Consider the following 2,622-nt stretch of genomic DNA (forward strand, 5'->3'; position numbering starts at 1 on the left):
AAGAAGACAAAACGTAACTTCTCCAAAAGTGGAGGCAAAATAAAGCGTGCGTTCGAGGCCCTGATCATGTACCATGCCAAGCATGAAAAACACACTCGATCAGATCGTCGAAAATATCCCCAAAAAAGACAGGGAAAATCCAACAATCATTTTTCTCTTGGAACAATTTGAACAGCAATTTGAAATCATCCTTACCCTCAAGGAGCAGAATCAGATTCTCAAAGATGAAATTGCCCGTCTCAAAAACCAGAATCCCAAGCCCAAGATAAAACCCAGCAAATTGCCGAAAGATCCGCAACCGCAATCTTCTTCCAAAAGATCTACTCAGAAAAAGAAGAAAAAAAAAACGGCAACGTTAAAAATCGATAAAGAGGAACGGATAGCGCCTGAGCACATCCCTGAGGGTTCTATTTTTAAAGGGCTTAATCCTTATACGGTCCGAGGGTTACGGGTAGTTCCTTTCAACATCCGTTATTTACTTGAGCAATGGCAGACACCGGAAGGAAATATTGTTGCCGGGAAATTACCCTCTCATGTCGATGGCCACTTTGACTCTGTCCTCAAGAGTTTCATACTCTATCAATATCATCATTGTCATGTCACCCAACCCCTTATTCTGGAACAATTACGGGAATGGAATATTGATATCTCACCCTGCCAGATAAACAGGATCCTTAATGAGGGTAAAGATCAATTCCACGCAGAAAAAGATGATATTCTCCAGACTGGATTACAATTCTCTGACTATATCAACGTGGACGATACAGGCGCTCGTCACAATGGTAAAAACGGATACTGCACTCACATAGGAAACGAGTTCTTCGCCTGGTTCAAAAGCACAGAGAGTAAAAGCAGAATTAACTTCCTTCAGCTTCTTTGTGCCAGTGAAACTGATTATCTCCTCAGCGATGATGCTTTTCAATATATGATCGATGCACGATTACCAAAATCGGCCCTTTCTCTTTTACAAGCATCTCCACTAAAAACATTTACGGATTCTGCTCAGTGGAAGTTACATCTCAAAAAAGTCGGCATAGTCAAACCACGTCATATACAAATTGCAACCGAGGGGGCCCTTCTGGCCAATCTTCTATTCCACATCCCCAAAAAACTGGTCATTGTCAGTGATGATGCCGGTCAGTTTAACATACTCAGTCACTCTTTGTGCTGGGTTCATGCAGAGCGAACGTTGGCGAAGCTCATTGTGCCAAGCACAAAGAAACAGGAAGTCCTTGAAAAGGTGCGACAACAAGTTTGGGATTTCTACGATGAGTTGAAAACGTACAAAGAAAATCCTTCTGAAAAAGAAAACGTTCGATTGCAAAAAGCTTTCGACGATATCTTCACTCAGTACACTGATTTTCAACTTCTCAACCTCGCCTTGAAACGTCTTCATACCAACAAAAGTGAACTCCTATTGGTTTTGGACAGACCTGAAATACCTCTGCACAATAATCTAAGCGAAAATGATATTCGCGAATATGTTAAAAAACGTAAAATCAGTGGCAGCACCCGCAGTGAAGCAGGGCAAAAATGTCGAGACACCTTTGCAAGCCTAAAAAAAACTTGCCGCAAACTCGGCATATCCTTTTGGCAATTTTTAAACGACCGTCTCTCAGGAAACAACCTGATTGTACCCTTATCTCAGATAATAGAGCAACGTGCTTTATCCAGATGAACAATTCCCTGAACCATGAGTGAATTATTCACATATCGCAAGCGAGTTATCACCCCCCAGGACATAGACTACCTCACCAAACTTATTGCCGACAATCCCCAAAAAAGCCGCAATGCCTTGTCTATAATGGTATGCCATGAATGGAACTGGGTTCAACCCAATGGCGTACTCAAAGATGGCGTTTGCCGGGGACTTATGCTCAAGCTTCACCGGGATGGACTAATCAAACTGCCAGCCAGAAAAAAACCATTTACAGGTGGACGACAATCACAGCGAACCATTCGTAAACCTGACATAGACACAACACCCATTCACGCCACCGTTAAAAAACTCCAACCAATCGAAATGAGACAGGTTCGAAGAACCCAACATGAAAAGTTGTTTAATGGCCTGGTTGAACATTATCATTACCTTGGTTATACTCAGCCAGTTGGCGAACACCTGAAATATATCTTTTTTTCTGCAGAACGCCCCATTGCCTGCTTTGCCTTTGCATCAGCTCCTTACAAACTACTCCATCGTGATAGATTTATTGGCTGGTCTACTGAAACGCTTGAAAGGAATCGTCACCTTCTTGCATATAACTCCCGGTTTCTTGTTCTGCCATGGATTCATGTCCCTCATCTCGCTTCTCATTTGCTTGGAAAATGTGCTGGAACTATCTCTGAAGATTGGCAAACAGTGTATCAGCACCCCATTTACTGGCTTGAAACTTTTGTTGATACAGAGCGATTCAAGGGGACATGTTATCGTGCTGCGAATTGGCAATTTCTCGGAAACACCTCCGGTCGTGGCAAATACAACAAAACACAAGCACAACTCACGTCAATAAAAGCTATGTATGGCCTTCCCCTGGTTAAAGATTTTCGTAAGATGCTATGCCAATGCTAGAACCCCCATTACCTTACCTCCACTTTTGGAGAAGTTACATAAAATCCAACTTT

The 2,622-nt window shown here is 42.4% G+C and carries 2 protein-coding genes; both read left to right on the forward strand.

The features are described from left to right. Window positions 1-82 precede the first annotated feature (82 nt). Window positions 83-1,678: an IS66 family transposase gene (locus L2082_RS19035; protein ID WP_446012179.1), complete on the forward strand. Its 1,596-nt coding sequence runs from the start codon at window positions 83-85 to the stop codon at window positions 1,676-1,678. Between the two features lie 15 nt (window positions 1,679-1,693). Further along, complete coding sequence (locus L2082_RS19040; protein ID WP_446012180.1) at window positions 1,694-2,569, forward strand: DUF4338 domain-containing protein; 876 nt, start codon at window positions 1,694-1,696, stop codon at window positions 2,567-2,569. Window positions 2,570-2,622: the final 53 nt, after the last annotated feature.

Source organism: Candidatus Electrothrix sp., assembly GCF_052785085.1.